The organism is Nocardioides rubriscoriae (assembly GCF_008087085.1).
Classification (GTDB): Bacteria; Actinomycetota; Actinomycetes; order Propionibacteriales; family Nocardioidaceae; genus Nocardioides; species Nocardioides rubriscoriae.
The window spans coordinates 306,109-330,401 of the sequence record NZ_VIYJ01000005.1; the positions used below are offsets into that span (position 1 = coordinate 306,109).

Sequence of the window (24,293 nt, forward strand, 5' to 3'; positions counted from 1 at the left end):
ACCGATGGTCAGCGCTTGGAGAACTGCGGCGCCTTGCGGGCCTTCTTGAGACCGGCCTTCTTGCGCTCGATGACGCGGGCGTCGCGCGTGAGCAGCCCGGCCTTCTTCAGCGTGGGGCGGTTGGTCTCGGTGTCGATCTCGTTGAGGCACCGGGCCACGCCGAGACGCAGCGCGCCGGCCTGACCGGTGATGCCGCCGCCGTGGATGCGGGCGATCACGTCGAAGCGGCCCTCGAGCTGCAGCGCGGCGAACGGCTCGTTGACCACCTGCTGGTGCAGCTTGTTGGGGAAGTAGGAGTCGAGGGTGCGTCCGTTGACGCGCCACTCGCCGGTGCCGGGGACGATGCGCACGCGGGCGACCGCCTCCTTGCGGCGGCCGGTGGCCGCGGCGGGGGCGATGGTCGCGGGACGCGACGGGGTGTCGGCCGACGCGCTGCTCTCGGACGTGTAGGCCACGCCCTGCTCGTCGGTGGCGAAGGTCTCGTCGACCTCGGTGGTGTTCTCAGACATGGGTGTCTACCTGCTCAGTCTCTTGGTCGAAGGTCGTGGTTACTGGGAGATCTGCTTGATCTCGTGGGGCACGGCCTGCTGAGCGGCGTGCGGGTGCTCCGGGCCGGAGTACACCTTGAGCTTGGTGAGCTGCTGACGGCTCAGCTTGTTCTTGGGCAGCATGCCCCAGACGGCCTTCTCGACGACCTTGCGGGCGTCCTTGACCAGGATGTCGCCGATGGCGGTCTCGGTCAGACCACCGGGGAAGCCCGAGTGGCGATAGACCTTCTTGGTGACCTTCTTGTTGCCGGCGAGGGCGACCTTCTCGGCGTTGACGACGATGACGAAGTCGCCGCCGTCGACGTTGGGCGCGAAGGTCGCCTTGTGCTTGCCGCGCAGGAGCGTCGCGCACTCCACTGCGAGGCGGCCCAGGACGATGTCCTCGGCGTCGATGACATGCCACGTGCGCTTGATGTCGCCGGGCTTGGGGGCGTAGGTAGCCATGACCTTGCTCTCTGCGTTCGTAGGGTCCCGGGTCCGGGATCTGCCCGGTCGGAGGTGGTACTCGCGTCTCTTGACGAACTCGGCCCGGCTCGAACTCCTCCGGGACTGCACCGCTCCCAGGTCATGGGGGGCGGCACGGTAGGGACGCGACCGCCAAGACTACGGACCCGGGTCCGGCTGCGCCAATCCGCAGCCGGCAGGGCGGGTCGGACGTCGGTCCGTGGACTCCGGGATTTCGCGTTGCGGGGCCGCGGTCTAGGTTGTGGGACGTGACCGACTCTCTCACCGTCCGCGACAACCGCACCGGCACGGAGTACGACGTCCCGATCACCGACGGCACCATCAAGGCCGCCGACCTCGGGAAGATCCGCACCGATGAGCAGTCCCCCGGACTCGCCGTCTACGACCCCGGCTTCGTCAACACCGCCTCCTGCCGCTCCTCCGTCACCTACATCGACGGCGACAAGGGCATCCTCGAGTACCGCGGCTACCCGATCGAGCAGCTCGCCGAGAAGTCGAGCTTCCTCGAGGTGGCCTACCTCCTGGTGCACGGGACCCTCCCGACCAAGGCCGAGTACGAGGCCTGGGTCCACGAGATCACGTACCACACGTTCGTCCACGAGAACGTCAAGAGCTTCATGCAGGGCTTCCGCTACGACGCCCACCCCATGGGCATGCTCATGGCCTCGGTCGGCGCCCTGTCGACGTTCTACCCCGACGCCGGCAAGATCACCGACCCCGACAACCGCCACATGCAGATCGTGCGGATGATCGCCAAGATGCCGACCCTCGGCGCCTGGGCCTTCCGCCACGCGCAGGGCAAGCCCTACGTCTACCCCGACAACGACCTCAGCTACACCGCCAACTTCCTCTCCATGCTCTTCAAGATGAGCGAGTCGAAGTACGAGGCCGACCCGCGGCTGGTCAAGGCCCTCGACGTGCTGTTCATCCTGCACGCCGACCACGAGCAGAACTGCTCGACCAACGCCGTGCGCTCCGTCGGCTCCTCGCAGGTCGACCCCTACTCCGCGGTCGCCGCGGGTGTCGGCGCGCTCTACGGCCCGCTGCACGGCGGCGCCAACGAGGCGGTGCTCAAGATGCTGCGCCGGATCGGCTCGAAGGAGAACATCCCCGCCTTCATCCAGGGCGTCAAGGACGGCAACGAGCGGCTGATGGGCTTCGGCCACCGCGTCTACAAGAACTTCGACCCGCGCGCCACGATCATCAAGAAGGCCTGCGACGACGTCTTCGAGGTCACCGGGGTCAACCCCCTCCTCGAGATCGCCAAGGAGCTCGAGAAGATCGCCCTCGAGGACGAGTACTTCATCAAGCGCAAGCTCTACCCCAACGTCGACTTCTACTCCGGCCTCATCTACGAGGCCTTCCAGTTCCCGCCCGAGATGTTCACCGTGCTCTTCGCCATCGGCCGTACCCCGGGCTGGCTCTCGCAGTGGCTCGAGCTGGTCCAGGACAAGGAGCAGAAGATCGCCCGCCCCAAGCAGATCTACACCGGCGACCGCCAGCTGACCTTCGTGCCGGCCTCCGAGCGCTGGGCCTGACCTTCCGCTGCGCCGAAGGCGCGTGGGCCAGTCGGCCTGCGCGCCTTCGGCGCGTTTTTCGCCTGCGGCGGGCTTGGGGCTGCGCTGGGTGCCTGGTGGGTGGGTCGGGGTCCTCCGACGGGGCAGGACCTGCGATCCGCAGCTGGCGACGCCGTGTCGCGCCCTGACCTGAGCTGTGGTCGGGTCGTCGTGTGCGCGCCACGCCGCGCTCGACGCTTGCCGGATCGCGCTCCTGCCGCGCCTACGGCCCCCGACCCACCCGGTCCGCGCGCCCGGTGACTGTCCCCGGGGAGGACAGAACGGGGTCCGGGTCCCGACCACGCTCGCGGACCACATCCTCACCCCCCGGGGACCGCCGGTCGGGGACCGACCGGGGTGGGGCGGCGGCGCAGGCGCGGTCGAAGCGCACCCCGGCAAAGCGTCGAGCGCGGCGTGGCGCACACAGCTCATCTCGACCGCGAACCGAGTCAGGGTGCGACACGGCGTCGCCAGCTGCGGGGTGCGGTTCGGCCCCGCCGGAGCCGACGCCCCACCCCACCACAGGCCCCGGCCCGCAGGACCCCAAGCCCGCCGCAGGCGAACAACGCGCGCAGACCAGACCGCAACCCGAGCACCTCAGGAGGGCAGGTCGGGGAGGGGTTTCTGGTGGAGCCAGGTGACGAAGAGGTCGGTGAGGTCGGCTCCGGTGCGCTCGACGGCCATCGAGACGAAGTCGGCGGTGGTGACGTTGCCGCCGGAGTGGGTGGCCACCCAGGCCTTGAGCAGGTCGAAGAAGGCGTCGTCGCCGATCGTGCGGCGCAGGGCGTGCAGGGTCAGGGCGCCGCGCTTGTAGACGCGGTCGTCGAACATCAGCTCCGGGCCCGGGTCGGCGAGCACGAGGTCCTGGTCGAGGTCGGCGAGCTTGTCATGGTGGTGCTCGGCCCAGTCGTCGGCGGAGTCGCCGCCGGAGGCCTCGGACCAGAGCCACTCGCTGTAGCAGGCGAAGCCCTCGTGCAGCCAGATGTCCTGCCAGCGGCGCAGCGTGACGGCGTTGCCGAACCACTGGTGGGCCAGCTCGTGCGCGACCAGGCGTACGGCGTCCCAGTCGTCGGTGAGGAAGTTGCGGCCGAAGGTCGACAGGCTCTGCGACTCCAGGGGGATCTCGAGGTCGTCGTCGGTGACGACCACCGAGTAGGTCGGGAACGGGTAGGGGCCGAACAGCTCGCTGAACACCTCGAGCATCTCGGCGTTGCGGCCGAACGCCTCCTCGAAGCCCTCCCCCGCGTCGGCGGGCACCGCCGCGAGCAGCGGGGGCTCGGCGCCGAGCTCGCGGACCTCGTAGCGCCCGATCTGGACGGTCGCGAGGTAGGTGGCCATGGGCTCGTCCTGGGCGTAGACCCAGGTGGTGGCGCTGGAGCCGCTGTGGCGCGAGGTGAGGGTGCCGTTGGCGACGACCGTGTAGTCGCAGGGTGCGGTGACGGTCAGCGAGTAGGAGGCCTTGTCGTCGGGCCGGTCGTTGCAGGGGAACCACGTCGGGGCCCCGTGGGGCTGGCCCGCGACGATCACGCCGTCGGCCAGCTCCTCCCAGCCCGCCTCGCCGTGGTGCTTGTCGACCAGCGGCTTGGGGTTGCCGGCGTAGGTGACCCGCAGCTCGAAGGTGGCACCGGCCCGCACCGGCTGCCGGGGCGTGACGACGAGCCGGCGACCGCGGACCGCGTAGCGGGCCGGCGCCCTGCCGTCGAGGAGGACCTTGGAGACGCGCAGGGTGGCGAGGTCGAGCACGATGCGCGCCAGGTCGTCGACGGCGACGGCCCGCACGACAGCCTGGCCGCGCAGGTGGTTGCGGGCGACGTCGTAGCGCAGGTCGAGGTCGTAGTGCTCGGCACCCCAGGAGGGGTCGCCGTGGTCGGGCAGGTAGGGGTCTGCGGTGGGGAGCCCGTTCACCGCTGGTCCCACGGGCCGATCGGGTTGCCGATCCACGTGGTCTTGTCAGGCACGGACTCGCCCCTCATCACCAACGACACGGGGCCGACCGTAGCGTGGCGTCCGAGCGTCGCGGCGGGCAGGATCACGCTGTGGGGCCCCAGGGTCGCGCCCCGCTTGAGGGTCACGACGTCCTTGGCGAAACGGCGGTCGTGGAACAGGTGGGTCTGCACCACGCTGCCCTGGTTGACCGTCGCGCCGTCGCCCAGCTCGACGAGGTCGGCCTCGGGCAGCCAGTAGGTCTCGCACCAGACCCCGCGACCGATGGTGGCCCCCATCAGCCGGAACCAGGCGTTGAGGACCGGCGTGCCGCTGACGGCCCGCAGGAACCACGGGGCCGCGACGACCTCGACGAAGGTGTCGGCGAGCTCGTTGCGCCAGACGAACCAGCTCCACAACGGGTGGCTGCCGCGTCGCGTCCGGCCGACGAGGAGCCACTTGGCCGCGACGGTGACCAGCGCAGCGACCAGCCCGGCGGCGACGAGCAGCGGGCCGGTGAGCAGCAGGGCGAGCAGCACGTGCGCGTCGAGCAGGGCGACGACGGCGACGGCGACCACCCCGCCGAGGGCGAGGCTCACCGTCTGCGGCACGAGCCGGCACACCTCGACGACCGCGCGGTAGACCCGCAGCCGGGTCGGCGGGTCGTAGGTGGTGCGCTGGTCGGCGTCGTCGGCGGCGGTACGACGCAGCGGCGCCGGCGGGCTGCCGAGCCAGGACTCGCCCTTGTGCGCCGTACGCCGACGGGGCGCGGCGGACAGGACCGCGACCAGAGACGCCTTGGGGACCTTGCGCCCGGGGGCCGCCATGCCGGAGTTGCCGACGAAGGCGCGCTTGCCGATCTTGACCTTCTCGGCGCGCAGCCAGCCGCCGCCGAGCTCGTAGCCGCCGATCAGGGTGTCGTCGGCGAGGAACGCCTGGTCGTTGACCTGGGTGAGCGACGGGATCATCAGCACCGTCGAGGCCTCGACGTCCTTGCCGATGCGGGCGCCCAGGGCGCGCAGCCAGACCGGGGTCAGCAGCGAGGAGTAGAGCGGGAACAACCAGGTGCGGGCCTCGTCGAGCACGCGCATGGTGGTCCACACCGCCAGCGCGGGGCGGCTGCGGACCGGGAACGCGCCGGTGGCGACCGACCGGCCGGCCAGCCGGACGACGGCCCACACCAGCACCGTCAGCGTCGCGAGCCCGAGCACCGTCGAGACCGGCAGCCACCACAGCAGCCCCAGGAGGGCGGACGCGTCGCCGGGCGCGTCGGCCAGCAGCAGCGGCGGGAGGGCGCCGACCACCACGGCGACCAGCGGGAGCAGGCCGAGCCCGGCGCCCGCCGCGGCGTACGCCGCCGCCCAGGCCCGCGGGTTGACCGGCCGCTCGGAGGACCACGGCCCGCGGGCGTCGTCGGACACCTGCTCGGCGGGCGAGCCGGACCAGAACTCCCCGGAGGGCACCTCGCCGAACACGGCCGAGCCCGGCGCGACCTCGGCGTCGGCGCCGACCACGGCACCGGGCAGCAGCATGCTGCGGGCGCCGATCCGGGCCCGGGCACCCACGCGCACCGCGCCGAGGTGGAGGACGTCGCCGTCGACCCAGTAGCCGGTGAGGTCGACCTCGGGCTCGACCGAGCAGCCGGCTCCCAGCCGGAGCATGCCGGTGACCGGCGGGACCGAGTGGAGGTCGACGTCGCGGCCGACCCGGACGCCGAGCAGACGGGCGTACCAGGTCATGAAGGGCACCCCGCCGAGGCCGACGGCGCCGATCTCGTCGACGACGTGGCTTGCGAGCCACAGCCGCAGGTGGACCTTGCCGCCGCGCGGGTGGTCGCCGGGCTCGACGCCCGCGAGCAGCGCGCGGGCGGCGCCGGCGGCCAGCAGCATCCGGCCCGGCGGGAGCACGAAGCCGGCCCCGAGCAGGGCCAGCGCCCACACCGGGGCGTCGGGCAGCCAGCCCCAGCCGTCGAGCGAGCCGACCACGAGGCAGGCCAGCCCGACCCAGAACACCCAGCGGGGCGCGGCCAGGCAGCGGACCAGCAAGGTCGCGACGACCTGCCCGGCCTGGGTCTTGAGCGGGGTCGGGGGCACGCTGCGGTCGCTGGTGGGGCCGGCGGCGGCCATGCCCTCGAGGTGGGTGGCGAGGTCGCCCAGCGTCGGGTGCTCGTAGAGGTCGCCGACGACGACCTCGGGGTAGCGCTCGCGCAGGCGGGACACGACCTGGGCCGCCGACAGGCTGCCCCCGCCGAGGTCGAAGAAGTCGGCCGCACGGGTCTCGGCGACCGACCCGAGCACGTCGAGCCACACGCCGGTCAGCCACGTCTCGGTCTCGGAGAGGTCGGCGGCCACGACGGCCTCGGCCGGGCGGGGAAGGGGCCACGGCAGCGCGTCGCGGTCGACCTTGCCCGACGTGCGGGTCGGCAGCGTGTCGACCACCGCGAGGCGCGGCACGAGCGCCGCCGGCATCGACGCCCGCATGCCGGCCAGGGCGGCGGCCTGGTCGAAGGTCTCGTCGACGGTGACGTAGCCGACGAGCAGGCTGTTGCCGGCCGCCGTGCGGCGTACGGCGGCCGCGGCGCCCTGGACACCGGACAGCGCGAGCAGGGCACTGTCGATCTCGCCGAGCTCGATACGCCGCCCGCCGAGCTTGACCTGGTCATCGGCCCGGCCGCCGAACAGCAGCCCGGCGGCGTCGTTGACCACCAGGTCGCCGCTGCGGTAGGCGCGGTCCCAGCCGAGGGTCGGCATCGGGGCGTACTTCTCGGCGTCCTTGGCGGGGTCGAGGTAGCGGGCCAGGCCGACACCGCCGATGATCAGCTCGCCGGTCTCGCCCTCGGCCACAGGCTCGCCGTGGGCATCGACGACGGCGAGGTCCCAGCCGTCGAGGGGCAGCCCGATCCGCACGGGCCCCTCGCCGGTGAGCTCGGCACCGCAGGCGACGACGGTGGCCTCGGTCGGCCCGTAGGTGTTCCACACCTCGCGCCCCGGGGCGACCAGGCGCGTGACCAGCTCGGGCGGGCAGGCCTCGCCGCCCATGATGAGCAGGCGCACCCCGGCCAGGGCCTCGGCGGGCCAGAGCGCGACCAGGGTGGGGACGGTCGAGACGACCGTGACCCGGTTGGCGACCAGCCACGGTCCGACGTCGATCCCGCTGCGGACCAGGGCACGCGGCGCCGGCACCAGGCAGGCGCCGTAGCGCCAGGCCAGCCACATCTCCTCGCAGCTGGCGTCGAAGGCGACCGAGAGGCCCGCCATCACCCGGTCGCCCACCCCGAGCGGCTCCTTGCCGGCCGCCTGCTGCAGGAACATCCGCGACTCCGCGTCGACGAACGCGGCCGCCGAGCGGTGGGTCACCGCGACGCCCTTGGGCTTGCCGGTCGAGCCGGACGTGAAGATCACCCAGGCGTCGTCGCCCAGCCCGGGATCGACCGGGTCGACCTGGTCGACCGGGCCCGCGGCGGCACCCCGGCGACGTGCGGCGATCGCGAGGTCGGCGCCGACCACCGCGGCGACGTCGGCCTCGCCGAACACCAGCCGGGCCCGGTCGTCGGGGTCGTCGGCGTCGACGGGCACGTAGGCGGCACCGGCGAGCAGGATGCCGATGATGGCGACGTAGAGGTCGGTGGTGCCGGAGGGCACGCGGACGCCGACCTTGTCGCCCGGGCCGATCCCGAGCGCTGCGAGCTCGGCGGCCAGCCCGTCGGCCTGCTCTTCGAGCTCGGCGTAGGTGAGCACACCGGTGCCGGCGTCGACGGCGGGCTCGTCGGGGGCCTCGGCGACCGTCTCGCGGAAGATGTCGACCAGCGTGCGGGGCGACGGCGCCAGGTGTCCCCGGCGCAGGGGGTCGTCGCGCAGCGGGGTCATGGGTCCACCATGGCCGAGACCGGTGAACGCACGGTGACCCGGTCCCAGCCCGTGGCCGCCCGCACTGCTCAGCGTGGTGGGTCGTCGTGGCGGCCCACCGGTGACGACGCGGCCCCGATCACGTGGACCGACCCGTCGGCGGCGTCGCGCATCGCCCCGGCGATCGCCGCGAAGTCGCCCGAGGCCACCTCGAACAGGCCGCGTCGGAACGGCAGGCCCCAGCTCTCCTCGTCGTCGACGAACCCGAGCACCGGCAGCAGCGGCTTGACCGGCACCGCCACCACCGCCTCGAACTCCACGCGACGGCGCCACGGCCGGAACCCCTCGCGCACGTCGACCCGGTAGGGCTCGTCGTCGGCGACCACCCCGAGCGCGGTGAACTGCTGCAGCACCCGGCCCGTGCGGGTCGCTGTGCGCGGGGAGTAGAACGCGATCCGGTCGCCGTGCCCCAGCCGCCGCAGCCGGGTGTCACGACCGTGGTCGGCCTGGGTGAAGCCACCCTCGACCCCGAGCCGCACGTGGTCGAGGCTGACCGTGTTGATCCAGCAGCGCGTCCGCTCTCCCGTCATGGCTCCATCCCAGCAGCGAGCACCGACACCCCGGGCGGTCGGGACCCGGCCGTCGTGGGGTGTGAGGATCTCGGGATGCGGATCGCGGTCGTCGGGCTCGGGACGGGCGGGGCGACGACGGCCTGCCTGCTGGCCGACGCGGGCCATGAGGTGACGGTGGTCGAGCGGGCCGAGGACCCCGGCCCGGTGGGGGCCGGGATCTGGCTGCAGGAGATGGGACAGCGGGTGCTGGACCGGCTCGACCTGCTCGCACCGCTGCGGGCGGTCTCGCGCCCGGTGGACCGGGTGCAGATCGTCACCGCCCACGGCCGGTCCCTGGTCGACCTGGGCTACGACGAGCTGCCCGGGTCGCCCCCCGCCCTCGGCGTGCACCGCGGCGACCTGTTCGCGCTGCTGCTCGACGCGGTCCGCCGGCGCGGGGTGCCGCTGCGGCTCGGCGTACCGGTGACCGGCGTGCGTCCGACCGCCGGCGGGATGACCGTCGAGACCGCCAGCGGCGACCTGGGCACCTTCGACCTCGTGGTCGGCTGCGACGGGGCCCGGTCGCGGGTGCGGTCGAGCATGGGCGTCACGCTGCGTGACCGCGAGTACGACTACGGCGCGCTGTGGGCGGTCGTCGACGACCCCGACGAGACCGCGCGCGACACCCTGTTCCAGTGCCTGGGCGGCACCCGCACCTACCTCGGCGTGCTGCCGTCGGGCCGGGGCCGCACGTCGCTGTTCTGGTCGACGCGCCGCCGCGACCTGGCCCCCACCGTCGCGGCCGGGCTGCCGGCCTGGCGCGAGCGCGCGAGGCCGTACGCCGGCCCGCACGCCGCCCTGCTCGAACGGGTCGAGGCGCTGCTGCCCGCGACCTACCGCGACGTCACCGTGCGCTCGCCGTACCGGCTCGACGACGCACGGGGTCGCAGCGCGGCCGTCCTGGTCGGCGACAGCGCGCACGCGATGAGCCCCCAGCTCGGCACGGGCACGTCGCTGGCGCTCGCCGACGCGTGGACGCTGGCCCACACGCTGGCCCGCACGCGAGTCCGCTCGCAGGGCACCGAGCGCGACCTCCCCCGCGCGCTGGCCGCCTACGCCCGGCACCGGGCCGCGCACCTGCGGTGGTACCAGTGGACGACGCGGCTGATGATGCCGGTCTTCCAGAGCGACCTGACCCCCCTCGCCTGGCCGCGCGACGCGCTCGCTCCGCTGCTGACGCGGGCCCCCGGCGTACCCCGGTTGCTCCTCGGGACCCTGTGCGGCGACCGGACGTCACCGTGGGGTCGGTGCGAGCTGCCCGGGGCGTCCTGACGCCCGGCGCCGTCGACGGCGCCGTCGACGGCGCAGCGTCAGCCGCCCACGACCTTCTGGTGCGGGCGGCCCGGGTCGGCGTCGGCCGGCGCCGGGTCGTGGGCGCGCAGCGCCTCGAGCTGGGCGCACACCGCGACCCCGAGGAACAGCGACACGGCCGACATCAGGCTCCACAGCAGCAGCGCCACGATCCCGGCCAGGGGCCCGTAGGTGCTGTCGAACGACCCGCTGACGTTGACGTAGAGCGCGAGCCCCGCCGCCGCGGCCATGCTCAGCACCACCGCCACCACCGCACCGAGCGCCAGCCACGACAGCGCGGGCTGGCGACGCCGCGGCGCGTGGTCGAGCAGCACCGCGATCGTCGTGACCAGCAGCACCAGGCCGGCCGGCCAGCGCAGCACCTGCCAGGTCCGGTGGAGGCCGTCGGACCAGGCGTACTCGCGGACCATCGCGTCGCCGAAGGCGCCCCCGGCCACCAGCAGGAAGAAGCCGGTGCCCACCGGCAGGGCGAGCACCAGGGTCAGGGCGGCGGCCCGACCGTACTTGGCCACCGCGGGCCGGTCACGGCGGATGCCGTAGATGCGGTTGCTGCCCCGCTCGACCTGCGCCATCGCGGTGGTCATCGAGACCAGGGCGAGCAGCAGCCCCAGGACGAGCGCCACCTCGCCGGCGTCCTGCGAGCCTCCGGACGCGGCGCCGGCCAGCGCGTCCTGCCCGTCACCGCCCGGGGACACCGCGTCGACGGTGAGGGCGACCACGCGCGACCACCGCTCGTCGTCGACGTCGGCCGCCAGCCCGGTGGCCGCCAGCAGGAACGGCACGACGCCGAGGCAGGTCTGCAGGGCCAGGGCGCGGCTGTTGGTGAAGCCGTCGCCGTAGCGGAACCGGACGAAGGCCCCGACCAGCAGGGTGCGCAGGCCGTGGCGGCGCACGAGGTGCCAGGCGTCCTCGGCGTCGAGCTCCTCGCCGTCCATCTCGGTGGTGACGGGCACGAGCCGTGCGGTGGTCATCGAGACAGCATGGCAACGCTCAGTTGACCTGGCGGTCGCGCCCCTGCCAGTAGGGCGTGCGCAGGTCGCGCTTGAGGATCTTGCCGGTGGGGTTGCGGGGCAGCGGTCCGGTGACGTCGACCGACCGGGGGCACTTGAACGCCGCGAGGTGCTCGCGGCAGAAGGCGATCAGCTCGGCCTCGGTCGCCTGCGCACCCTCGCGGAGCGCGACGACCGCCTTGACGGACTCGCCCCAGGTGTCGTCGGGCACGCCGATGACGGCGACCTCCATCACGGCCGGGTGCTCGGCCAGGACCCGCTCGACCTCGGGCGAGTAGATGTTCTCGCCGCCGCTGATGATCATGTCCTTGAGCCGGTCCTCGACGTAGACGAAGCCGTCGGCGTCGACCTTGCCGAGGTCGCCGGTGCGGAACCACCCGTCGTCGGTGACGACCTCGGCGGTCGCCTCGGGCTTGCCGAGGTAGCCCTGGAAGCGCTGCGGCGTACGGAGCCAGATCTCGCCGTGCTCGCCGGTGCCGACGTCGTCGCCGGTGGCGGGGTCGACGATGCGCACCTCAACCTCGGGGATCGGCTTGCCGGCCGAGACCAGCCGCTCGGGGTGCCCGTCGGCGACGGCGTTGCGGTGGTCGTCGGAGCCGAGCTGGGTGGCGACGCCGGCGACCTCGGTCAATCCGTAGACCTGCAGGAAGTCGGTGTCGGGCCACGCCTCCATAGCCGCGCGCAGCAGCGGCGGCGGCATCGGCGCGGCGCCGTAGGTGTAGGTCTTGAGGGCGCTGAAGAGCTTGACCGCCTCCGGGCCCGTCTGCAGCACCTGGGCGAGCACCGCCGGCACCAGGAAGGTCCGGTTGGCCCCGGCGAGGATGGCGCCGGCCAGCGAGGCGCCGTCGGGGTCGCGGGTCATCACGCTGGGGACGCCGTCGTTGATCGGGAAGAGCATGTAGGACGACCCGCCGACGTGGAAGAGCGGCATCGCGACCATGCACTTGTCGCCCGGCGCGAAGCTCCAGCCGTCGTGGGCGTTGCGGACGTGGGCCAGCATGTTGCGGTGGGACAGCATGACGCCCTTGGGTCGCCCGGTCGTGCCCGAGGAGTACATCACCAGGCACGTGTCGTCGGCACTGACCTCGGGCTGCCGGTCGGCCGGCGTCGAGGCCGCCAGCCACGCCTCGTAGCCGTCCCCGTCGGCCCCGTCGGGCGTCACCTCGATGATCCTCTCGACGTGGGTGAGCCGGTCGCGGACGGCCTCGACGGTCGGCATCAGCTCGGTGCCGACGAACAGCACCCGGGCGCCGCAGTCGTTGAGCGCGTACTCGACCTCGTCGCCCGCCGAGCGCCAGTTGACGATCGCGTGGGCGGCGCCGAGCTGCGAGGCGGCCATGGTCGTCTCGACGCAGGCGGGGTGGTTCTTGTCGAGGAAGGCCACGACGTCGCCACGGCCGATCCCCAGGGCCTTGAGACCGCCCGTGTTGCGGCGTACGCGGTCGTGCCACTGGGCCCAGGTGAAGGTGCGCCCGAGGTAGGTGATCGCCTCGGCGTCGGGCGTGGTCGCCGCCCAGTGGGCGAGTCGGTCGGCGAGGTGGTGCGGCTCGGGTGCGGTCATGGCGCCATTGTGTCGGCCGGTGTCGGCCGGCGTGTGAGCCACACCACAGGCCACCCGGGCGTTCTTCCGACTCCCCCAGCGCCGTCTCAGCGCAGGCACAGGGTTGCAGAGCAGTCTCGACACCATGAACGATCAGTCCTCCCCGACGCCGCCGCCGTTCGAACCGCCCTTCTCAGCGCCGTCCGGGCCGCCGCACGGGTCCGCGTTCCGGGACTACCACGACGCGCCGCCCCCGCCTCCCCCGCCGCTGGGGTACCCGCCGTTCGAGCACCGCACCCAGGCGCTCGCCACGCAGACCCGGCCGGCGGTCCCCCCGCGCCGTGGTCGCGCCGGCTTCGCCGCGGCGGTCGTCGCCGCGGCCCTGGTGGTGGGAGGCGGTGCCGGTCTGGGCGGCGCCGCGGCGTACGACGCCCTCAACGGTGACGCCTCGGCCTCGGGGTCGTCCGCGACCGTGACGGCCAGCCCGGTCGTCGCCCGTGGCACCGACGACCCGCCCGCCCAGGGCAGCGTCGAGCAGGTCGCGGCGGCCGTGCTGCCCTCGGTGGTCAAGCTCGACGTCAGCGGCAGCCAGGAGTCGGGCTCCGGCTCGGGCATCATCCTGAGCTCCGACGGCCTGATCCTGACCAACAACCACGTCGCCGCGGTCGCCGGCGACGGCGGCACCATCACGGTGTCGTTCGCCGACGGCAGCCACGCCGCCGCCACGATCGTCGGCACCGACCCCCTCACCGACACCGCGCTCGTCCAGGCCCAGGACGTCTCGGGCCTGACGCCGGCGACGATCGGCGACTCCGGCGCGGTCGACGTGGGCGAGGAGGTCGTCGCCATCGGCTCGCCGTTCGGCCTCGACGCCACGGTCACCTCCGGCATCGTCAGCGCGCTCGACCGCCCCGTCGGCGTCGGCTCCGACGGCCAGGGCAACGCCACGGTCTACCCGGCGATCCAGACCGACGCCGCGATCAACCCCGGCAACAGCGGCGGCCCGCTGGTCGACCTCGACGGCCACGTCATCGGCATCAACTCCTCGATCCAGTCGACGTCGACCGGCTCCGGCGAGGCGGGCTCGATCGGCCTCGGGTTCGCGATCCCGATCAACGAGGTGCTGCCCGTCATCGACCAGATGAAGGCCGGCGAGACCCCCACGCACGCCCGGATCGGGGTCTCGGTGCAGAACGTGCAGGCCACCGGTGGCGCGCTGGTGGTCGACGGCGCCCAGATCTCCGACGTCGGCTCCGACTCGGCGGCCGGCCAGGCCGGGCTGCAGAACGGCGACATCATCACCAAGGTCGACGACACCCTCATCACCGGCTCCGACTCGCTGGTCGCCACGGTCCGGTCCTACCGGCCCGGCGACAAGGTGACGATCACCTACGAGCGCGACGGCCAGACCAAGACCGTCGACCTCACCCTCGACTCCGACGCGAGCCCCACCTCGTAGTCACGGCCAGCGCTGGGAGGGCGCGCCGACGGCCACCGGTCCCAGACCGGTGGCCGTTCGGCGTCCTCACGGCCTCGATAGTCGTGGGGCCTCGAGAACCAGGGGGGGGGCCGGGAGAAGGTGCACCACAAAAGGTGGTGGGTCAGGCCAGACGCTTCTGGAACTCGCCCATCCGGGAGACGGGCCGGAAACCCATCTGCTCGTTGACGCCGATCATGTGGCTGTTGACCTCGGCGTTCCACGTCGAGATGCGGGTCGCGTCGGGGCGCTCGCGCTGCAGCAGGCGCTGGTTGGCGACCTTGACCGCCAGGCCGAGACGGTGGCCGCGGTGGTCGCGGCGCACCAGGGTGCCCCACTGGTAGGCGATCGTGGAGGCGGCGCTCATCATGATGTTGGAGTAGGCCACGACGGTGGTGCCGGCCGGGTCGAGCGCGACGGCGTGGTAGGCCAGCCGTTGCTGCAGCGCGGTGCTGGCCTCGACCTCGCGCAGGCGGGCGACGTCGGCGTGCATCGTCTCGTGCTCGAGGTCGCCCATCGGCGCCTCGGTCGACAGGCTGCCGTCGAGCTCGACCCAGCTCTCCACGAGGTCGTCGGGGACCGGGCCCACCCACGACCGCAGCTCGTAGCCGGCGTGCCTCTCGGCGGCCTGGGCCGCGAGGTCGTCGAGGAGAGTGTCGGCGACCGGCAGGTCGAGCCAGCGTTGGACGTCGCTGAGCCCGAGCTCGAAGCCCGCGGCCCGGGCGAAGGCGACGTCGCGCGAGCCGGTGCCGTCGGTGCCGTGGTCGTAGGCCCAGCGGACCTCGCCGGTCAGGCGGGTGCGCCCGGCCGCCGCCGCCGCGGCCTCCACGTGCGCCAGCATCGCGCGGCCGTGGCCGCGGCGCTGGTGCCCGGGCGAGACGGTGACCTCGACGAACGCGGAGGTGAGGTTGTCGAGCTGCGGCAGCACGAGGGCGCCGACGGCGACGACCTCGCCGTCGACGAGCCCGGCGTAGCCCTGGCGGACCTGGTCGGACGTCGGCTGCTGCCACTGCACCCGGACCTCGTCGAGGGTGTAGACCTGCGCCTCGTCGACGCCGACGGCGGCCTCGAGCGCGGCGGCGTAGGAGTGGTACCAGGGGACGAAGAGGGTCTCGTCGTGCGGGTCGAGGGTGCGGATCTCGAGGGTCGTGTCGTTCATCGGCTGCGCACGACCCGTCCCTCGTCCCACACGGGTCCGTCGGACTCGTAGACCTCGCCGTCGGCGCCGTAGACCAGGAACCGGTCGAACCCGCGCGCGAACCACCGGTCGTGGGTCACCGCGAGCACGGTGCCGTCGAAGGCGTCGAGCCCCTCCTCGAGCGCCTCGGCCGACTGGACGTCGAGGTTGTCGGTCGGCTCGTCGAGCAGCAGCAGCGTGGCGCCGCTGAGCTCGAGCAGCAGGATCTGGAAGCGGGCCTGCTGGCCGCCGCTGAGCGACTCGAACCGCTGCTCGGCCTGGGCGCTGAGCTCGTAGCGGTCGAGCACCCGGCTGGCCTGCTCACGCCCCATGCCACTGCGGCCCTTGCCGTCGGTGCCACCGTCGCCGCGGTGCAGGATCTCGACCAGGGTGCGGCCCACGAGCTCGGGGTGCTCGTGGGTCTGCACGAACCAGCCGGGCCGCACGCGCGCGCCGAGCTTGGCCTGGCCGCGGTGCTCGACGGGCTTGATGCGTACGTCGCCGACCGGCTGGTGCTCGACGTCGGGGTCGCTGCCGCCCGCGGCCAGCAGGCGCAGGAAGTGGGACTTGCCGGAGCCGTTGGAACCCAGGACCGCGACCCGCTCGCCGTACCAGACCTCGAGGTCGAACGGCTTCATGAGCCCGGTGAGCTCGAGGTCGGTGCACACGACGGCACGCTTGCCGGTGCGGCCGCCCTGCAGGCGCATCGAAACCTGCTGCTCGCGCGGCTGCTCGGTCGGGGGGCCGGCCTCCTCGAACTTGCGCAGCCGGGTCTGGGCCGCGCGGTACTGGCTCGACATGCCGTCGTTGTACTCGGACTTGATCTTCAGGCGCAGCACGAGCGCCTTGATCTTGGCGTGCTCCTCGTCCCAGCGCCGGCGCATCTCCTCGAAGCGCTCGAACCGGTCCTTGCGGGCCTGGTGGTAGCTGGTGAACCCGCCGACGTGGGTCCACACCAGGTTGCCGCCGCCGCCCGCGCCGAGCTCGACGGTGACCACGCGGGTCGCGGTGTTGTCGAGCAGCTCACGGTCGTGGCTGATGAACAGGATCGTCTTGTCGGAGGAGCGGATCTTGTCCTCGAGCCAGATCTTGCCGGGCACGTCGAGGTAGTTGTCGGGCTCGTCGAGCAGCAGCACCTCGTCGGGGCCGGCCAGGAGGTACTCCAGGACGAGTCGCTTCTGCTCGCCGCCGCTGAGCGTGGAGAGCTCGCGGTACTTGGCGCGGTCGTAGGGCACCCCGAGCGCCTTGATGGTGCAGACGTCCCAGGTGACCTCGAGGTCGTAGCCGCCGGCGTCGCCGTACTCGTGCAACGCCTCGGCGTAGCGCATCTGGGTCTTCTCGTCGTCGGTCTCCATGAGCTGCAGCTCGCAGGCCTCGACCTTCGCGGACGCCTCACGGACGCGTGGCGGGCTCACGCTCAGCAGCAGGTCGGCGACCGTCGGCTCCTGCCCGTCGGCACCGAGGCCGGCCTTGACGTCCTGACGCATCACCCCGAGCCCACCGGTGCGGGTCACCGCGCCCGCGTGCGGCACCAGGTCACCGGTGACGATGCGCAGCAGGGTCGTCTTGCCGGCGCCGTTGGCCCCCACCAGCGCGACCTTGGCGCCCTCGCCGACGCGGAAGGACACGTCGTCGAGCAGCACCCGTCCGTCGGGGAGCTCGTACCTGACACCGCTGACGTCCACATGGCCCACGAGCAGTCATTGTCGGGCATGCGCAGCCGGTGGCGCACCACGTTTGCGGGGCCGGTGGTTGAGAGCCACGGGACACGGCGGTACGCGGGTCCGTCGTTGCTCGACTCGCGATCCACCGGCGGATCCTGCCGGTGGATCACGACCTGACGAGGGGGCGCCGGGACCGCGACCCACTCGTCGAACGTCGGGTCACCCACCTCGTGCTCCGTCCGCTCGGCCACCGTCTCCACGCATCTTCAACGCCGCGACACCTGATCGTGTTGCGAGACACACCGCCACGGGGTCGACCTGTCACGCAGCATCCCTAGAAAGGGGCACATGTCGTCCCCTCGCCGGACCGTCACCACCGTGCTGCTCCTGGTCGCCACCACGGCCACCACCCTCCTGACCCTCCTGGCCGTCCTCACCACCACCGTCGGGTCCACCGCCGCGATCCCGGTCGACCGCCCCGGACGAGCCGGCCCCGCCGCCGGCCACCCCGCCGGCCCCACCGGCCACCTCGACGTCCGGGTCCTGCACTACAACATCCACTTCGCCCACAGCGGGCTCGAGCAGGTCGTCCGCGACGTCGAGCGCACCGACCCCGACGTCGTGCTGCTCAACGAGGTCGACACCCACGACCGGGGCGCCGGCGTCCACCAGGCGCGCTGGTTGGCCCGCCGGCTCGGCATGGACGTCGCCTACGACGCCAACATCCGGTTCGGGTGGGGGCGGCGCGGCAATGCGGTGCTGAGCCGCTACCCCGTGCAGGACCTGCGCCGTTACGACCTCTACGTGACCCCCGGGACCCGGCCGCGCGGCCTGATGCGGGTCAGGCTCGCCGCGCCGGGCGTGCGCTTCGACGTGTGGACCACCCACCTCACCACCGAGGCGGGCCGGCTGCGGCAGGCCGAGGGCGTGGGTGCGCGCGTCGGTGACCCGACCTGTGCGACGGTGCTCGGCGGCGACCTCAACGCCCGGCCGGACACCTCGATCACCCGAGCGGTGACCACCCACCTAGACGACCTGTGGGACGCCGTGGGCCACGGACCGGGCGTGACCAACTACCGCGGCACCAAGCGGATCGACTACCTCTTCTACGACCACGCCACACCGCGCGCGGCGCAGGTGACCCCACTGCGCCACAGCGACCACCACGCCGTCGTGGGGGTGCTGCGCCTCGAGCGGGCCGACTCCTGCTGACGGGAGTACGCCGGCCGCGCCGGGGTAGGAGATCCGCATGCCCCGGGCCCGCGCCGCCGCCGTCGTGGTCCTGTCCCTGGCGGCCGGGCTCACCACCGGCTGCACCAGCGTCGACGAGCCCCCGCCCGTCGACCGCCCCGGTGTCGCGCGCCCGACCCGGACGGTCCCGCCGCGGCCCGCCCGGCTGGAGCGCAGCGGGCCACCGGTCACGCTACGGGTGCTGCAGTACAACATCCAGTTCGCCGACGCAGGGCTCGACGGGGTCGTCGCCGACATCCGGGCCGCCGACGCCGACGTCGTCCTGCTCGACGAGGTCGACGACCGGCGCAGCCAGGGCGGCCGGCTCCAGCCGCGGTACCTCGCCGACAGGCTCGGCATGAGATTCGCCTACGACCCCAACGGCACCGTCAGCCGCGGCGTCCGCGGCAACGCCGTGCTCACCCGGTTCGACATCGCCTACGTGCGTCGCTTCCGGCTGCCGACACCCGACGGCACCGAGAGACGCGGCCTGATGAACGTCGTGGTCACCGACGGCGACCTGCAGCTCGACGTGTGGACGACCCACCTCAACCCCGACGTCGGCACGCTCGCGCAGGCCCGACGGGTCCGCACCCTGGTCAGCCGGCCGACCTGCACCACGATCCTCGGCGGCGACCTCAACGTGCGGCCCTACCGCAACCCGCCACGGGTGCTGCGCGAGCACTTCGGCGACCTGTGGCGCTACGCCGGTCAGGGCCCCGGCGGCACCAACCGCGCCGGCACCCGGCGCATCGACTACCTCTACTTCGCCCGCGCCGAGCCGCTCTCGGCGCAGGTCGCGGAGCGCAGCAGCTCCGACCACCGGCGTCTCATCGGCACCTTCCGGGTCGACCCGCGTGACAACTGCTGAGGATCTGACCCGGAGGTGGGTGGCGGGTCGTTGCTACCGGCGAGTTAGATGGGTGTGACCGCCCACACCCACGCGACGGCCGCGCCCGTTGACGAGCCCATCAGGAGGCACCCGCATGCAGCTCGCCCTGTCCGCCGAGGACCAAGAGTTCCGCGAGGAGATGCGCAGCTACTTCACGACGAAGATCTCAGAGGACATCCGCAAGACCGTCGCGGAAGGCCGTGAGCTCACCCGCGAGCAGATCGTGCAGAGCATGCAGGAGCTCAACGCCGGCGGTCTCGCCGTCCCGCACTGGCCGGTCGAGTGGGGCGGCCGCGGTTGGACCGAGCTGCAGCGCCACATCTGGCACGAGGAGATGCAGGCCGCCTGCGTCCCCGTGCCGCTGGCCTTCAACGCCTCCATGATCGGCCCGGTCATCGCCGAGTTCGGCACCCAGGAGCAGAAGGAGGAGTTCCTGCCCAAGACCGCCAACCTCGACATCTGGTGGAGCCAGGGCTTCTCCGAGCCCGACGCCGGCTCCGACCTCGCGGGCCTGCGCACCAGCGCGGTCCTCGACGGCGACCACTGGGTCGTCAACGGCCAGAAGACGTGGACGACCCTCGGCCAGTACGGCGACTGGATCTTCACGCTCGTGCGCACCGACCCCGACGTCAAGAAGCAGGCCGGCATCTCGATGCTGCTCATCGACATGAAGTCGGAGGGTCTGGAGGTCCGTCCGATCGAGCTCATCGACGGGGGCCACGAGGTCAACGAGGTGTGGTTCACCGACGTCCGCGTGCCGGTCAAGAACATGGTCGGCGAGGTCAACAGCGGCTGGACCCAGGCCAAGTTCCTGCTCGGCAACGAGCGGGTCGGGGTCGCCCCGGTCGGCCAGACCAAGCGGGTGCTGGCCCGGGCCAAGGAGCTCGCCGCCGCCACGATCGCCGACGACCCGCTGTTCCGCGCGCGCATCGTCGAGCTCGAGAACGAGCTGCTCGCCCTCGAGCTCACCGCGCTGCGGGTGGCTGCCCACTCCGCGGGCTCCGAGCCCCACCCGGCGTCGTCGGTGCTCAAGCTCAAGGGCACCGAGCTGCAGCAGGCCGTCAGCGAGCTGGTCATCGACCTCGGCGGTCCGGCCACCCTCGCCTCGGGCGAGGGCGATGCCACCCTCGACTGGTACCGCCGCTCCACCCCCACCTACCTCAACCTCCGCAAGGCGTCGATCTACGGCGGGTCCAACGAGATCCAGCGCCAGATCATCAGCCGCGGCATCCTCGGTCTCTGAGAGGCACTGACATGGACTTCAGCTACGACGACGAGCAGACCGCCCTCCGTGACGCCGTGAGGGGCCTGGTCGGCAAGGCCTACGCCGACTGGGAGCACCGCCGCCAGACGGCCAAGGAGGACCCCGGCTTCGACGAGAAGCTCTGGACCCAGATGGCCGAGATGGGCCTGCTGGGCCTGCCCTTCAGCGAGGACGACGGCGGCGTCGGTGCCGGCCCGGTCGAGATCGGCATCGTGTGCCGCGAGATCGGCCGCGTGCTGGCGCCCGAGCCGTTCCTCGGCTCGGTGGTCTACGCCGGTGGCCTGGTCTCGGCGGTCGGCACCCCCGAGCAGCGCCAGGAGATCCTGGGCTCCCTCGCCGGCGGCGAGAGCGTGCTGGCCTTCGCCCACGACGAGCCCGGCCACCGCTGGGGCCCGTCGGCCCACGACGTCACCGTCGACGCAGAGGGCAGGCTCACCGGCGTCAAGGACGGCGTCCTGCACGGCGCCCGCGCCGACGTGCTCATCGTGAGCGCGGTCCTGCCCGAGGGCGGCACCGGCCTCTTCGTGGTCACCGACGGCGGTGGCGAGCGCGAGGGCTACTCGACCTACGACGGGGGCCGCGCGGCCCGGATCACCTTCGACGCCACGCCGGCGGTGCCGCTGGGCGCGGCGGCCGCCGACGTCACCAGCAGCATCGCGACGGTCCAGGACATCACCCGGATCATGGCCGCCAACCAAGCCCTCGGCGTGATGCAGACCCAGCTCAAGGCAACCGTCGACTACCTCAAGAGCCGCAAGCAGTTCGGGGTCACGCTCAACAACTTCCAGGCCCTCAACTTCCGCGCGGCCGACATGTACACCAGCCAGGAGCTCACCCACAGCCTGGTCGACTGGGCCACCATGGTCGTCGCCGACGGCGGCAGCCAGCAGGCGATCGCCGACGCGGCGGCCCGCGCGGGGCTGCAGGTCAGCCGGGCCGGTCGCCACATCGGCCAGGAGGCGATCCAGCTGCACGGCGGCATCGCCATGACCGCCGAGTACAACGTGGGCGCCTTCACCGCCCACCTCACCGCGCTCGACCACCTGCTGGGCGACGCGGGCCACCACATCCGGTCGCTCGAGGGCGGGCTGACGGCGTACGCCGCCATCGACCCGCTCGACGTCGCGGCCTCGGCGTGAAGGGTCTCGCCGGCAAGACCGCGGTGGTCACCGGCGCGAGCCGGGGCATCGGGTTCGGCGTGGCCCAACGGCTGGTCGCCGAGGGCGCGCGGGTGGTGATCACCGCCCGCAAGCCCGAGGCGCTGGCCGAGGCCGTCGAGGCGCTCGGTGGCGCCGAGCACGCGCTCGGCATCCCCGGCAACGCCGGCGACGCCGAGCACCGGGCGGCCGTGGCCGCAGCGGCCGTCGAGACCTTCGGCAGCCTCGACCTGCTGGTCAACAACACCGGCATCAACCCGGCGTTCGGCATGCTGATGGACCTCGACCTCGACGCCGCCCGCAAGATCATGGACGTCAACGTGATCGCTGCTCTCGGTTTCACCCAGGAGGCCCACAAGGTCTGGATGAAGGAGCACGGCGGGTCCGTCGTCAACGTGTCGTCGCTCAGCGGCGTGCGACCTGCGCCGTTCATCGCCTTCTACGGCGCCAGCAAGGCCGCCATGATCTCGATGACCGAGACCCTCGCCCAGGAGCTCGGTCCCGGCGTCCGCGTCAACGCGGTCGCCCCGGCCGTGGTCAAGACCAAGTTCGCCGAGGCCCTCTACGTCGGCCGCGAGGAGGAGGCCTCGGCCAACTACCCGATGAAGCGGCTCGGCGAGATCGAGGACATCGGGGCGCTCACCGCGTTCCTGCTCTCCGACGACGCCTCGTGGATCACCGGGCAGACCGTCGTCGCCGACGGCGGCATCTCCCTGCAGGGCCAGCACTGATGGGCCCGCGCTGATGGGCCACCCGGCCCTGGAGGGCAAGGGCGCCGTCGTCACGGGGGCCGCGGGCGGCATCGGTCGCGCGCTGGCCACCCGGCTCGTGGCCGAGGGGGCGCGGGTCGTGGTCAACGACGTCGACGCCGACCTGCTCGCCGCCACCGCGGAGGAGATCGGGGCCGTCGCGGTGCCCGGCGACTGCGCGTCGGCCGACGGGGTCGAGGAGCTCGTCGCCACGGCGACCCACGCGCTGGGCCGCATCGACGTCTACTGCGCCAACGCCGGCATCGACCGCACGACGCCCGACAGCCTCCAGCTGCCCGACGCCGAGTGGGCGCAGATGCTCGAGGTCAACGTCATGGGTCACGTGCGGGCCGCCCGCGCGCTGGTCCCGGCGTGGCTCGACGACACCGGCGACGGGCGGGGCGGCCGGTTCGTGGTCACCGCGTCGGCGGCCGGGCTGCTGACGATGATCGGCGCGGCGGCGTACTCCACGACCAAGCACGCGGCCGTCGGGTTCGCCGAGTGGCTGTCGATCACCTACGGCGACCGTGGGGTCGCCGTCCAGGCGATCTGCCCGCAGGGCGTGCAGACCGCGATGCTCGACCAGGCGGGCCCGCTCAAGGACCTGCTGTCGCACGACGAGGCCCTCGCCCCGTCGGCGGTCGCCGACGCCTGGGTCGCCTCGCTCGACGACGACCGCTTCCTGGTGCTCCCCCACCCCGAGGTCGCCGGCTACTACGCCGCCCGCGCGACCTCGACCGACCGGTGGCTGGCCGGCATGCGCCGCCTGCAGACCAAGGTGGACGGCCTCTCGTGAGCGTCCCGGGCTTCGACACCGACGCGTTCCGGCGCTGGTACGACGGCGTGCGGCCCGGCGAGCTGGCCGGCCCGGTGGAGGCGTCGCTGATCTCGGGCGGCAAGTCCAACCTCACCTACACCGTCACCGACGGCGGCTCGACGTTCATCGTGCGACGACCGCCGCTGGGCCACGTGCAGGCCACCGCCCACGACATGGGGCGTGAGTACACCGCGATGTCGGCGCTCGCCGAGTCGGGCGTGCCCGTGCCGAAGACCTACGCCCACTGCACCGACGAGTCGGTGCTCGGGGCGCAGTTCTACGTGATGGAGAAGGTGCCGGGCGAGGCCTACCGCACTGCCGTCCAGCTCGAGCCGCTCGGGCCCGACACCACCGCCCACCTCGCGCGCTCGATGGTCGAGGTGCTGGCCCGGCTGCACTCGGTGGTGCCCGACGAGGTGGGGCTCGGTGACTTCGGGCGCCCGGCCGGTTTCCTCGAGCGGCAGGTACGCCGCTGGGGCCGCCAGCTCGAGGGCTCCGCCACCCGTCCGCTGCCCGACGCCGAGGCCCTGCTGGCCCGGCTGGCCGGCTCGGTGCCGCCCGACGGTGCCCCCGGCATCGTCCACGGCGACTACCGCCTCGACAACCTGCTCTGCGTCGCCGACGACGAGGCGCCGGTGAAGGCCGTGGTCGACTGGGAGATGGCCACCCTCGGCGACCCGCTCACCGACGTCGCGCTGCTGCTGGTCTACGACACCCTGGGCCACCTCACCGGCGGCGGCGCGGTCGCCGACGCCAGCGCCGCACCCGGCTACCCCGACCGCGACACCCAGCTGGCGACGTACGTCGACGCCGGCGGCCGCGAGCTCGGCGACCTGTCCTTCCACCTCGGCCTGGCCTACCTCAAGATCGCGGTCATCCTCGAGGGCATCCACCACCGCTACCTCGCCGGCCAGACCGTCGGCGACGGCTTCGACCGCGTCGGCGAGGCCGTCGAGCCGCTGCTGGCCGCGGGCCTGGACGCGACGGGCGACGGTGGTTGAGGTGCGAGCGCAGCGAGCCTCGAAACCCCGTCCGACCCGACGTGCGTCGACCCCGC

19 protein-coding genes are annotated in these 24,293 nt (G+C 72.9%); 10 read left to right on the forward strand and 9 right to left on the reverse strand.

The features are described 5' to 3' along the window. Nucleotides 1-8: 8 nt before the first annotated feature. On the reverse strand, nucleotides 9-509 hold the full coding sequence (rpsI, locus tag FZC61_RS11065) for a 30S ribosomal protein S9 (protein WP_148614223.1): 501 nt from the start codon (nucleotides 507-509) through the stop codon (nucleotides 9-11). Nucleotides 510-548: 39 nt separating this feature from the next. Continuing rightward, the gene (rplM, locus tag FZC61_RS11070) at nucleotides 549-992 is read right to left on the reverse strand and encodes a 50S ribosomal protein L13 (RefSeq protein WP_148614224.1); all 444 of its coding nucleotides are present in this window, start codon (nucleotides 990-992) and stop codon (nucleotides 549-551) included. Between the two features lie 269 nt (nucleotides 993-1,261). Here rplM and FZC61_RS11075 point away from each other — a divergent pair, with 269 nt between their 5' ends. After that, the gene (locus tag FZC61_RS11075) at nucleotides 1,262-2,551 is read left to right on the forward strand and encodes a citrate synthase (protein WP_148614225.1); all 1,290 of its coding nucleotides are present in this window, start codon (nucleotides 1,262-1,264) and stop codon (nucleotides 2,549-2,551) included. Between the two features lie 615 nt (nucleotides 2,552-3,166). Here FZC61_RS11075 and FZC61_RS11080 read toward each other — a convergent pair. The 3 genes from FZC61_RS11080 to FZC61_RS11090 all read right to left on the reverse strand — a co-directional run bounded on the left by FZC61_RS11080 (nucleotide 3,167) and on the right by FZC61_RS11090 (nucleotide 8,927). After that, nucleotides 3,167-4,474 (reverse strand): M1 family metallopeptidase, encoded by a 1,308-nt coding sequence (locus tag FZC61_RS11080; RefSeq protein ID WP_148614226.1) that lies wholly within the window; start codon nucleotides 4,472-4,474, stop codon nucleotides 3,167-3,169. Next, on the reverse strand, nucleotides 4,471-8,358 hold the full coding sequence (locus tag FZC61_RS11085; RefSeq protein WP_148614227.1) for a Pls/PosA family non-ribosomal peptide synthetase: 3,888 nt from the start codon (nucleotides 8,356-8,358) through the stop codon (nucleotides 4,471-4,473). Before FZC61_RS11085 ends, FZC61_RS11080 begins: the two co-directional genes overlap by 4 nt. A gap of 68 nt (nucleotides 8,359-8,426) precedes the next feature. Further along, nucleotides 8,427-8,927 (reverse strand): EVE domain-containing protein, encoded by a 501-nt coding sequence (locus FZC61_RS11090; protein ID WP_148614228.1) that lies wholly within the window; start codon nucleotides 8,925-8,927, stop codon nucleotides 8,427-8,429. Between the two features lie 75 nt (nucleotides 8,928-9,002). Between FZC61_RS11090 and FZC61_RS11095 the strand changes: the two genes are divergently transcribed. After that, nucleotides 9,003-10,220, forward strand: coding sequence for an FAD-dependent oxidoreductase (locus tag FZC61_RS11095; RefSeq protein ID WP_148614229.1), 1,218 nt, complete (start codon nucleotides 9,003-9,005; stop codon nucleotides 10,218-10,220). Nucleotides 10,221-10,258: 38 nt separating this feature from the next. On the opposite strand, the gene FZC61_RS11100 is transcribed toward FZC61_RS11095, so the two are convergent. Together FZC61_RS11100 and FZC61_RS11105 are read right to left on the reverse strand one after the other, a co-directional pair. Then, nucleotides 10,259-11,230 (reverse strand): YihY/virulence factor BrkB family protein, encoded by a 972-nt coding sequence (locus tag FZC61_RS11100; protein ID WP_148614230.1) that lies wholly within the window; start codon nucleotides 11,228-11,230, stop codon nucleotides 10,259-10,261. Nucleotides 11,231-11,249: 19 nt separating this feature from the next. Next, the gene (locus FZC61_RS11105; protein ID WP_148614231.1) at nucleotides 11,250-12,830 is read right to left on the reverse strand and encodes a long-chain-fatty-acid--CoA ligase; all 1,581 of its coding nucleotides are present in this window, start codon (nucleotides 12,828-12,830) and stop codon (nucleotides 11,250-11,252) included. Nucleotides 12,831-12,954: 124 nt separating this feature from the next. Here FZC61_RS11105 and FZC61_RS11110 point away from each other — a divergent pair, with 124 nt between their 5' ends. Then, nucleotides 12,955-14,268 (forward strand): S1C family serine protease, encoded by a 1,314-nt coding sequence (locus tag FZC61_RS11110; RefSeq protein WP_148614232.1) that lies wholly within the window; start codon nucleotides 12,955-12,957, stop codon nucleotides 14,266-14,268. 142 nt (nucleotides 14,269-14,410) lie between these two features. Here FZC61_RS11110 and FZC61_RS11115 read toward each other — a convergent pair whose 3' ends face one another. Both FZC61_RS11115 and FZC61_RS11120 read right to left on the reverse strand, forming a co-directional pair. Next, complete coding sequence (locus tag FZC61_RS11115) at nucleotides 14,411-15,445, reverse strand: GNAT family N-acetyltransferase (protein WP_148614233.1); 1,035 nt, start codon at nucleotides 15,443-15,445, stop codon at nucleotides 14,411-14,413. Continuing rightward, entirely contained in the window at nucleotides 15,442-17,157 is a 1,716-nt protein-coding gene (locus tag FZC61_RS11120) for an ABC-F family ATP-binding cassette domain-containing protein (RefSeq protein ID WP_148614234.1), read from the reverse strand. Before FZC61_RS11120 ends, FZC61_RS11115 begins: the two co-directional genes overlap by 4 nt. A gap of 318 nt (nucleotides 17,158-17,475) precedes the next feature. Between FZC61_RS11120 and FZC61_RS11125 the strand changes: the two genes are divergently transcribed. The 7 genes from FZC61_RS11125 (at nucleotide 17,476) to FZC61_RS11155 (ending at nucleotide 24,237) form a co-directional block, all read left to right on the forward strand. Next, the gene (locus FZC61_RS11125; protein ID WP_148614235.1) at nucleotides 17,476-18,339 is read left to right on the forward strand and encodes an endonuclease/exonuclease/phosphatase family protein; all 864 of its coding nucleotides are present in this window, start codon (nucleotides 17,476-17,478) and stop codon (nucleotides 18,337-18,339) included. A 37-nt stretch (nucleotides 18,340-18,376) separates the two neighbouring features. After that, nucleotides 18,377-19,228, forward strand: a complete 852-nt coding sequence (locus FZC61_RS11130) for an endonuclease/exonuclease/phosphatase family protein (protein ID WP_148614236.1) — start codon at nucleotides 18,377-18,379, stop codon at nucleotides 19,226-19,228. Nucleotides 19,229-19,343: 115 nt separating this feature from the next. Beyond that, nucleotides 19,344-20,492 (forward strand): acyl-CoA dehydrogenase family protein, encoded by a 1,149-nt coding sequence (locus FZC61_RS11135; protein WP_148614237.1) that lies wholly within the window; start codon nucleotides 19,344-19,346, stop codon nucleotides 20,490-20,492. A gap of 11 nt (nucleotides 20,493-20,503) precedes the next feature. Then, nucleotides 20,504-21,652, forward strand: a complete 1,149-nt coding sequence (locus FZC61_RS11140) for an acyl-CoA dehydrogenase family protein (RefSeq protein ID WP_148614238.1) — start codon at nucleotides 20,504-20,506, stop codon at nucleotides 21,650-21,652. Beyond that, nucleotides 21,649-22,401 (forward strand): SDR family oxidoreductase, encoded by a 753-nt coding sequence (locus FZC61_RS11145; protein ID WP_148614239.1) that lies wholly within the window; start codon nucleotides 21,649-21,651, stop codon nucleotides 22,399-22,401. The genes FZC61_RS11140 and FZC61_RS11145 overlap by 4 nt, the downstream gene beginning before the upstream one ends. 13 nt (nucleotides 22,402-22,414) lie before the next feature. Next, on the forward strand, nucleotides 22,415-23,215 hold the full coding sequence (locus tag FZC61_RS11150) for an SDR family oxidoreductase (RefSeq protein WP_148614240.1): 801 nt from the start codon (nucleotides 22,415-22,417) through the stop codon (nucleotides 23,213-23,215). Continuing rightward, complete coding sequence (locus tag FZC61_RS11155) at nucleotides 23,212-24,237, forward strand: phosphotransferase family protein (protein ID WP_148614241.1); 1,026 nt, start codon at nucleotides 23,212-23,214, stop codon at nucleotides 24,235-24,237. Before FZC61_RS11150 ends, FZC61_RS11155 begins: the two co-directional genes overlap by 4 nt. The last annotated feature ends 56 nt before the right edge of the window (nucleotides 24,238-24,293 follow it).

Coding starts and splice junctions, on each gene's coding strand:
- FZC61_RS11125 (WP_148614235.1), top strand. CDS start 17,476: ATGTCGTCCCCTCGCCGGACCGTCACCACCGTGCTGCTCCTGGTCGCC.
- FZC61_RS11130 (WP_148614236.1), top strand. CDS start 18,377: ATGCCCCGGGCCCGCGCCGCCGCCGTCGTGGTCCTGTCCCTGGCGGCC.
- FZC61_RS11105 (WP_148614231.1), bottom strand. CDS start 12,830: ATGACCGCACCCGAGCCGCACCACCTCGCCGACCGACTCGCCCACTGG.
- rpsI (WP_148614223.1), bottom strand. CDS start 509: ATGTCTGAGAACACCACCGAGGTCGACGAGACCTTCGCCACCGACGAG.
- FZC61_RS11100 (WP_148614230.1), bottom strand. CDS start 11,230: ATGACCACCGCACGGCTCGTGCCCGTCACCACCGAGATGGACGGCGAG.
- FZC61_RS11110 (WP_148614232.1), top strand. CDS start 12,955: ATGAACGATCAGTCCTCCCCGACGCCGCCGCCGTTCGAACCGCCCTTC.
- FZC61_RS11095 (WP_148614229.1), top strand. CDS start 9,003: ATGCGGATCGCGGTCGTCGGGCTCGGGACGGGCGGGGCGACGACGGCC.
- FZC61_RS11150 (WP_148614240.1), top strand. CDS start 22,415: ATGGGCCACCCGGCCCTGGAGGGCAAGGGCGCCGTCGTCACGGGGGCC.
- FZC61_RS11135 (WP_148614237.1), top strand. CDS start 19,344: ATGCAGCTCGCCCTGTCCGCCGAGGACCAAGAGTTCCGCGAGGAGATG.
- FZC61_RS11085 (WP_148614227.1), bottom strand. CDS start 8,358: ATGACCCCGCTGCGCGACGACCCCCTGCGCCGGGGACACCTGGCGCCG.
- rplM (WP_148614224.1), bottom strand. CDS start 992: ATGGCTACCTACGCCCCCAAGCCCGGCGACATCAAGCGCACGTGGCAT.
- FZC61_RS11140 (WP_148614238.1), top strand. CDS start 20,504: ATGGACTTCAGCTACGACGACGAGCAGACCGCCCTCCGTGACGCCGTG.
- FZC61_RS11090 (WP_148614228.1), bottom strand. CDS start 8,927: ATGACGGGAGAGCGGACGCGCTGCTGGATCAACACGGTCAGCCTCGAC.
- FZC61_RS11115 (WP_148614233.1), bottom strand. CDS start 15,445: ATGAACGACACGACCCTCGAGATCCGCACCCTCGACCCGCACGACGAG.